Below are 6,866 nucleotides of genomic sequence, written 5' to 3'. Positions count from 1 at the left end.
TCTTGCCGACCCCGCTGGGGCCGACCAGTAGGAACACGCCTACCGGCGCGTCGGCGCGGTTGAGGCCGGCGGCGGCGAAAACACCTTCATGATGTACCTGCCGCGCCTGTGCGAGCACTGCCTGAACCCGACCTGCGCCGCGTCCTGCCCGAGCGGTGCGATCTACAAGCGCGAGGAGGACGGCATCGTTCTCATCGACCAGGAGAAGTGCCGCGGCTGGCGCATGTGCATCAGCGGCTGCCCGTACAAGAAGATCTACTTCAACTGGAAGAGCGGCAAATCCGAGAAGTGCATCTTCTGCTTCCCGCGCATCGAGGCCGGCATGCCGACCGTCTGTGCCGAGACCTGCGTGGGCCGCATCCGCTACCTCGGCGTGCTGCTGTACGACGCCGACCGCATCCATGAAGTGGCCAGCACGGTCAACGAGCAGGACCTGTACGCCAAGCAACTGGAGATCTTCCTCGATCCGTTCGATCCGAAGGTCATCGAGCAGGCGCTCAAGGATGGCGTGCCGATGTCGGTGATCGAAGCCGCGCAGAAGTCGCCGGTGTACAAGATGGCGGTGGACTGGAAGCTGGCCCTGCCGCTGCACCCGGAATACCGCACGCTGCCGATGGTGTGGTACGTGCCGCCGCTGTCGCCAATCCAGAACGCTGCGGCGGCTGGCCACGTCAGCATGGACGGCGTGCTGCCGGACGTCGACAGCCTGCGCATCCCGCTGCGCTACCTGGCCAATCTGCTCACCGCAGGAGACGAGGAGCCGGTCAAGCTGGCGCTCAAGCGCATGCTTGCCATGCGTGCCTACAAGCGCGCCGAGCAGGTCGATGGCGTGCAGGACTTGGAAGTGCTGGAGAGCGTCGGGCTGTCGGTGGCCCAGGTCGAGGACATGTACCGCTACCTGGCCATCGCCAACTACGAAGATCGCTACGTGATCCCGACCGCGCATCGCGAGGAGGCCATGAGCGATGCCTTCGCCGAGCGTTCCGGTTGCGGCTTCAGCTTTGGCAGCGGCTGCTCGGGCGCCTCGGACACCAACATGTTCGGCGCCAAGAAGGCCAACCGCCGCGACATCATCCAGACCGTCCAGCTGTGGGAGGACTGAGCCATGCGCATCCTTAAAGTGATTTCCCTGCTGCTGGACTATCCCGACCAGCACCTGCGCGACGGCCATGCCGAACTGGCTCAGGCCATCGGCGCGGCGCGCGAGATCAGCCCGGAGCAGCGCATCGCGCTGCGCCGCCTGCTCGACGAGCTGACCGAAGATGACCTGATGGACGTGCAGGAGCGTTACACCGACCTGTTCGACCGCGGCCGTTCACTGTCGCTGCTCTTGTTCGAACACGTGCATGGCGAGTCCCGCGACCGCGGCCAGGCCATGGTCAACCTGATGGCGCAGTACACCGAGGCTGGCTTCGACATCGGTGTACGGGAGCTGCCGGACTACATTCCGCTGTACCTCGAGTACCTCGCCACCCGCGATGACCTCGAGGCCCGCGAGGGGCTGGCCGACGTGTCGCACCTGCTGGCTCTGCTGGCGGCGCGTCTGCAGGAGCGCGAAAGCCCGCATGCGGCGTGCTTCCGTGCACTGCTGCAGATCGCCGGCGAGCCGGTGCAGGAAACCCTGGCCGGCCTGCAGGAGCAGGTCGCCGCCGAGGAACGCGACGACTCGCTGGAAGCGCTGGACAAGATCTGGGAGGAGGAACAGGTCAATTTCCTTCAGGCCGAGCAGCAGGATCGCTGCCCATCCATGCCGAGCGGGCCGGGCAAGGCTCGCGAGGAAAGCCCGGTGCCGCTGCACTGGACCGATTTCAAGCATGACGGGCAGGCCGCCGCGCTCGCCCAGGAGGTGCGCAATGTCTAACTTCAATTTCCTGCTGTTCGGGGTCTACCCCTACATCGCACTGGCCATCTGCCTGATCGGCAGCTGGGCGCGCTTCGACCTGTCGCAGTACAGCTGGAAGGCTGGCTCCAGCCAGATGCTGTCAAACAACCGCATGCGCCTGGCGAGCAACCTGTTCCACGTCGGCATCCTCTTCATCCTGGCCGGACATTTCGTCGGCTTGCTGATGCCCGAGGCGCTGTATCACTCGTTCATCAGCAGTGGCCAGAAGCAGATCGTGGCGATGGTGTCCGGCGGCTTTTTCGGCATCCTCTGCCTGATCGGCCTGGTGATGCTGATTCACCGCCGGATGACGGACGCCCGCGTGCGTGCCACCTCCAACACCAGCGACATCATGATCCTCTTCGTGCTGCTGGCGCAGCTGGTGCTGGGGCTGCTGACCATCATCGCCTCCACCGGCCACCTGGACGGTTCGGTGATGGTGCTGCTGGGCACTTGGGCGCAGAGCCTGGTGACCCTGCAGCCGGTCAAGGCCGCAGGCGCCATCGAAACGGTCGGCATCATCTACAAGCTGCACGTGTTTCTCGGCGTGACCCTGTTCGTGCTGTTCCCCTTCACCCGTCTGGTGCACATCGTCAGCGCACCGGTGTGGTACCTGGGGCGGCGCTACCAGATTGTCCGTCAGAAGGGTGTCAAACCGACCATTCCGCGCCCGCAACGCCCGCGTACCTATGAAGCACCCGCCCGCGAAACATCTGCGCCGACGGCTGTGCCCGGTTACGCCACGGCGAAGAGCAAGACGCCGGCGTGATGGCTCGGCGGCTGGCGCACTTTGCGTCAGCCGTTGTGGCTGAATCGACCAAACCTTTATACGGCTTTAGCGAGGTGATCATCATGGGTTGTGGATGTGGTGGAAGCACAGGCGGAGGCGGCTGCGGTGGCGGCGCGCGTCCGGAGATCGAAGTGCCGGCCGAGGCCCCGCTGTTCGAGGAGCTGGCGCACGAAGTTCATACCCATACTGCCGCTGAGCAGGCGTCCGGCGAACCCGCGCTGATCGCCAGCAGTGAACAGGAATGGCCCCGGGTGCACGTCAACGGCGTGGCGATCGCCTCGCAGGCCATTGCCCAGGAACTGCAGTATCACCCGGCCGAAAGCCGCGATGAGGCCGTCTACCTGGCGACCCAGGCGCTGGTGCTGCGTGAGCTGTTGCAGCAGCGCATCGGCGAGCTGGGGCTGATGGTGCGAGCCGAGGCCGGCGAGAGCGAGGAGGAGGCGGCCACCCGCACCCTGATCGAGCAGGAAGTGCCGCTGCCGCTGGCCGATGAGGCGGCCTGCCGGCAGTACTACAACGGCAACCAGCAGCGCTTCTTCAGCGCACCCTTGCTGGCCGCGCGGCACATCTTGCTGGCCTGTCCGGCGGATGACGCCGAGGCGCGCAGCCTGGCTCGCGAACAGGCGCTGCAGTTGATCGCGCAGCTGCAGGCCGAACCGCAACGCTTCGCCGAACTGGCACTGCTGCATTCGGCTTGCCCGTCGAAGGGGCAGGGCGGTGCACTGGGACAGATCAGCAAGGGCCAGACGGTGCCGGAATTCGAGCGCCAGCTGTTCCGTCTTCCGGTCGGCCTGTGCCAGCAACCGCTGGAGAGCCGTTACGGCTATCACCTGGTGGCCGTCGACCAGCGCATCGAAGGCGAGCAGCTGCCTTACGAGGTAGTCGCCGGCTCGATCCGCGCCGAGCTCAACCAGCGCGTCTGGCAGATCGGCGTCAGCCAGTACCTGCAGAACCTGGTGGGTGCGGCGCACATCGATGGCATCCATATGCAGGGCGCGGACACGCCACTGATGCAGTAACGGAGACGTAGGGTGGATGACGCTTCACCCATCCACCTTTGCGGGCTGGCGGTGGATGGAAGCGGCGACACTCGCACCACCCCACCGGGTCGCGCCACCGGGCGGGGGCTCTGGTGGATGAAACGAGTTCATCCACCCTAGGAAGCTTCAGAGGTGTTATCGATGACTCAATTACGCGATGCCCACAACCGCCAGATCGACTACCTGCGCATGTCGGTGACCGACCGCTGTGATTTTCGCTGCGTCTACTGCATGGCTGAGGACATGACCTTCCTGCCGCGCCAGCAGGTGCTCGGCCTGGAGGAACTGGAACGCATCGCGCGGATATTCGTCGGTCTGGGGGTAAAAAAGATTCGTCTCACTGGCGGCGAACCGCTGGTGCGCCAGGGCCTCGTCGGCCTCTGCGAGCGCATCGCTGCACTGCCCGGCCTGCGCGAACTGGTGATGACCACCAACGGCTCGCAACTGGTCAAGCTCGCCACTCCGCTGGCGCGCGCCGGGGTCAAGCGGCTGAACATCAGCCTGGATAGCCTGGATGCCGCAAAATTTCACGCCATCACCCGCACCGGTCAGCTGCAGCAGGTGCTCGACGGCATCGAGGCGGCGCGCGAGGCCGGCTTCGAGCGGATCAAGCTCAACGCAGTCGTGATGAAGGGCCGCAACGCCGAGGAAGTCGCCGACCTGGTGGATTTCGCCATCGCCAGCGGGCTGGACCTGAGCTTCATCGAGGAAATGCCGCTGGGTGACGTAGGTCGTTCGCGCGGCGAGAGCTTCTGCTCCAGCGACGAGGTGCGCGCGCTGATCGCCGAGCGGCACACGCTGATCGATTCGGCCGAGCAGAGCGGCGGCCCGGCGCGTTACGTGCGCCTGCCGGACCATCCGCAGACGCGTATCGGCTTCATTTCGCCGCATTCGCACAACTTCTGCGCCACCTGCAACCGCGTGCGGCTGACGGTGGAAGGGCGCCTGCTGCTGTGCCTGGGGCACGAGAACGCCATCGACCTGCGTGCCTTGCTGCGTCGTCACCCGATCAGCGATCAGCCGGCGATCGATGCGATTCACGCCGCGTTGCAGCGCAAGCCGCTGCGCCACGAATTCTCTAGTGGCGGTGAGGTCCAGGTATTGCGCTTCATGAACGCCAGCGGTGGTTGAGCCAATGCCCCATGGGCTACGAGTCGACCGCTTAATTCGCTACCATCGGCCGGCATTGCCGGCTTGACTCACATGCCAGGTGCCACAGTCGGGCCTTGTCGCAGAAACCGCTCGTGCCATCGCCTGCAACGCTCACGGCACCACTCAGCGCGCACATACCTCCAAAGGTAATGGGTTCGCATACGGCACGGGTGCAGCCTGTGCACACATCTTCAAAGGAGTTTCGAGCCATGGCTCATCTGTCCAACACCGAATTCCAGCCCCTGAGCATCGCGGTGCTTACGGTGAGCGACACCCGCAACATTGATTCCGATACCTCCGGCCAAGCGCTGATCGATGGGCTGCAGAGCGCCGGCCATACCTTGGCCGAGCGGGCCATCGTCAAAGACGACATCTGGCAGATCCGCGCCCGCGTCTGCAGCTGGATCGCCAGCGAGAATGTGCAGGTGGTGCTGATCACCGGCGGCACCGGTTTCACCGCCCGCGACAACACTCCGCAGGCGGTGCAGCCACTGCTCGACAAAGATGTTGACGGCTTCGGCGAACTGTTCCGCTACGTTTCGCTGGGCGAGATCGGCACCTCCACCGTGCAGTCTCGCGCGCTGGCCGGCATGAGCAACGGCACCCTGGTTTGCTGTCTGCCCGGTTCGACCAACGCGTGCCGCACCGCCTGGAACAAGATCCTTGTCGAGCAGCTGGACAGCCGTACCAAGCCCTGCAATTTCGTGCCGCACCTCAAGGCTAGCGCGGTCGAATACTGCGGGCCACGCTCATGAGCGCCTGTGGCTGCGACACCAGTGGCCTGAAGCCGGTCGATGAGGCCGTTGCCGAACTGCTGGCGCGGGTGCCTGCGCTGCCACCGGTCGAACAAGTGGCGCTGCCCGATGCCCTTGGTCGGGTGCTGGCCGAATCCCTCGATGCACCCTTCCCGGTGCCGGCTTGGGACAACAGCGCGATGGACGGCTACGCCCTGCGCGCGGCTGACCTGCCGGCAGACGGCGGTTGGCTGCCGCTGGCCGGGCGCATTGCCGCCGGTGATGCTGCCGACCAGCAACTGCCCGTCGGCCACGCCGTGCGCATCTTCACCGGCGCGCCGCTGCCGCCGGGCGCCGATACTGTGGTGGCGCAGGAGGATTGCCAGATCGAGGCCGATCGCGCGCATTTCCCTGGGGTCATCCCGGGTGCCCATGTGCGTCGGCAGGGCGAAGAAGTGAAGGCCGGTGAGGCCGTGCTGCAGGCCGGCAAGCGCTTGCGACCGCAGGAAATCGGATTGCTGGCAAGCTTCGGCGTGGCCCGCGTGGCGGTCTATCGTCGTTTGCGTATCGGTCTGCTCTCCAGCGGTAACGAGCTGCGCGAACCCGGCGAGCCGCTGGCGCCGGGACAGATCTACAACTCCAACCGTTACTGCCTGCTCAGCGTGCTGCGCAGCCTCGGGATGGAAGTACACGACTACGAAATCCTGGTCGACGAACTGGCTGCCAGCCGTGACGCCCTGGCGCTGGCCGCTTCTGAGTGGGACATGCTGATCACCTCTGGCGGCGTCTCGGTCGGCGAGGAGGATCACCTCAAACAGGCCATTCGCGAACTGGGCGAGCTGCACATGTGGCGCCTGGCGATCCAGCCCGGTAAGCCGTTGGCCTTCGGCGAGGTCAATGGCAAGCCGTGGATCGGCCTGCCGGGCAATCCAGCTGCGGCGTTGATCACCTCGCTGGTGGTGGCGCGGCCGTTCCTGCTCAGTGCCCAAGGTTGCACCGAGGTGCTGCCCAAGCCGCTGCGCCTGACCGCCGGCTTCGCCTGGCGTAAACCGAACAACCGCCGCCAGTACCTGCGCGCGCGGCTGGAGCAGGTCGATGGCGAGATGCGCGTGTGCCTGCACCCGCGGCAGGGCTCGGCGATGCTGACCTCGGCCAGCTGGGCCGAAGGGCTGGCTATCGTCGAGCGCAACCGCACGCTGGAAGAAGCGGAGACGGTGGAGTATCTGCCGTTCAGCGAACTGCTCGGCTGACAAACGAAAACGTCCGGT

The 6,866-nt window shown here is 65.5% G+C and carries 5 protein-coding genes and 3 pseudogenes; 7 read left to right on the top strand and 1 reads right to left on the bottom strand.

All coding sequences use genetic code 11. The features are described 5' to 3' along the window. Window positions 1-76, bottom strand: a pseudogene (locus ACQKEK_RS19465) (hypothetical protein); the annotation flags it as partial. On the opposite strand from ACQKEK_RS19465, the pseudogene narH reads away from it, so the two are divergent. The 7 genes and pseudogenes from narH to ACQKEK_RS19430 all read left to right on the top strand — a co-directional run. Further along, window positions 68-1,102: pseudogene (gene narH / locus ACQKEK_RS19460) on the top strand (nitrate reductase subunit beta); the annotation flags it as partial. The pseudogenes ACQKEK_RS19465 and narH overlap by 9 nt on opposite strands. A 3-nt stretch (window positions 1,103-1,105) precedes the next feature. Further along, window positions 1,106-1,861 (top strand): nitrate reductase molybdenum cofactor assembly chaperone, encoded by a 756-nt coding sequence (gene narJ, locus ACQKEK_RS19455; protein ID WP_064481404.1) that lies wholly within the window; start codon window positions 1,106-1,108, stop codon window positions 1,859-1,861. Continuing rightward, a pseudogene (narI, locus tag ACQKEK_RS19450) lies at window positions 1,854-2,528 on the top strand (respiratory nitrate reductase subunit gamma); the annotation flags it as partial. The gene narJ and the pseudogene narI, both read left to right, overlap by 8 nt. Before the next feature lie 206 nt (window positions 2,529-2,734). Continuing rightward, complete coding sequence (locus tag ACQKEK_RS19445) at window positions 2,735-3,691, top strand: peptidylprolyl isomerase (RefSeq protein ID WP_499143244.1); 957 nt, start codon at window positions 2,735-2,737, stop codon at window positions 3,689-3,691. 162 nt (window positions 3,692-3,853) lie between these two features. Further along, window positions 3,854-4,843, top strand: coding sequence for a GTP 3',8-cyclase MoaA (gene moaA, locus ACQKEK_RS19440; protein ID WP_499143246.1), 990 nt, complete (start codon window positions 3,854-3,856; stop codon window positions 4,841-4,843). A gap of 230 nt (window positions 4,844-5,073) precedes the next feature. Next, window positions 5,074-5,619: a molybdenum cofactor biosynthesis protein B gene (gene moaB / locus ACQKEK_RS19435; protein WP_014821507.1), complete on the top strand. Its 546-nt coding sequence runs from the start codon at window positions 5,074-5,076 to the stop codon at window positions 5,617-5,619. Beyond that, window positions 5,616-6,848 carry a molybdopterin molybdotransferase MoeA gene (locus ACQKEK_RS19430; protein ID WP_499143248.1) on the top strand — a complete coding sequence of 411 codons (1,233 nt, stop codon included), beginning with the start codon at window positions 5,616-5,618 and terminating at the stop codon, window positions 6,846-6,848. The genes moaB and ACQKEK_RS19430 overlap by 4 nt, the downstream gene beginning before the upstream one ends. Window positions 6,849-6,866: the final 18 nt, after the last annotated feature.

Origin of the sequence: Pseudomonas sp. NPDC077408, assembly GCF_050269105.1 — a bacterium.
Lineage (GTDB): Bacteria > Pseudomonadota > Gammaproteobacteria > Pseudomonadales > Pseudomonadaceae > Stutzerimonas.
Note: the sequence above shows the minus strand (reverse complement) of the source record. Positions and strands in the feature narration are given on the sequence as shown.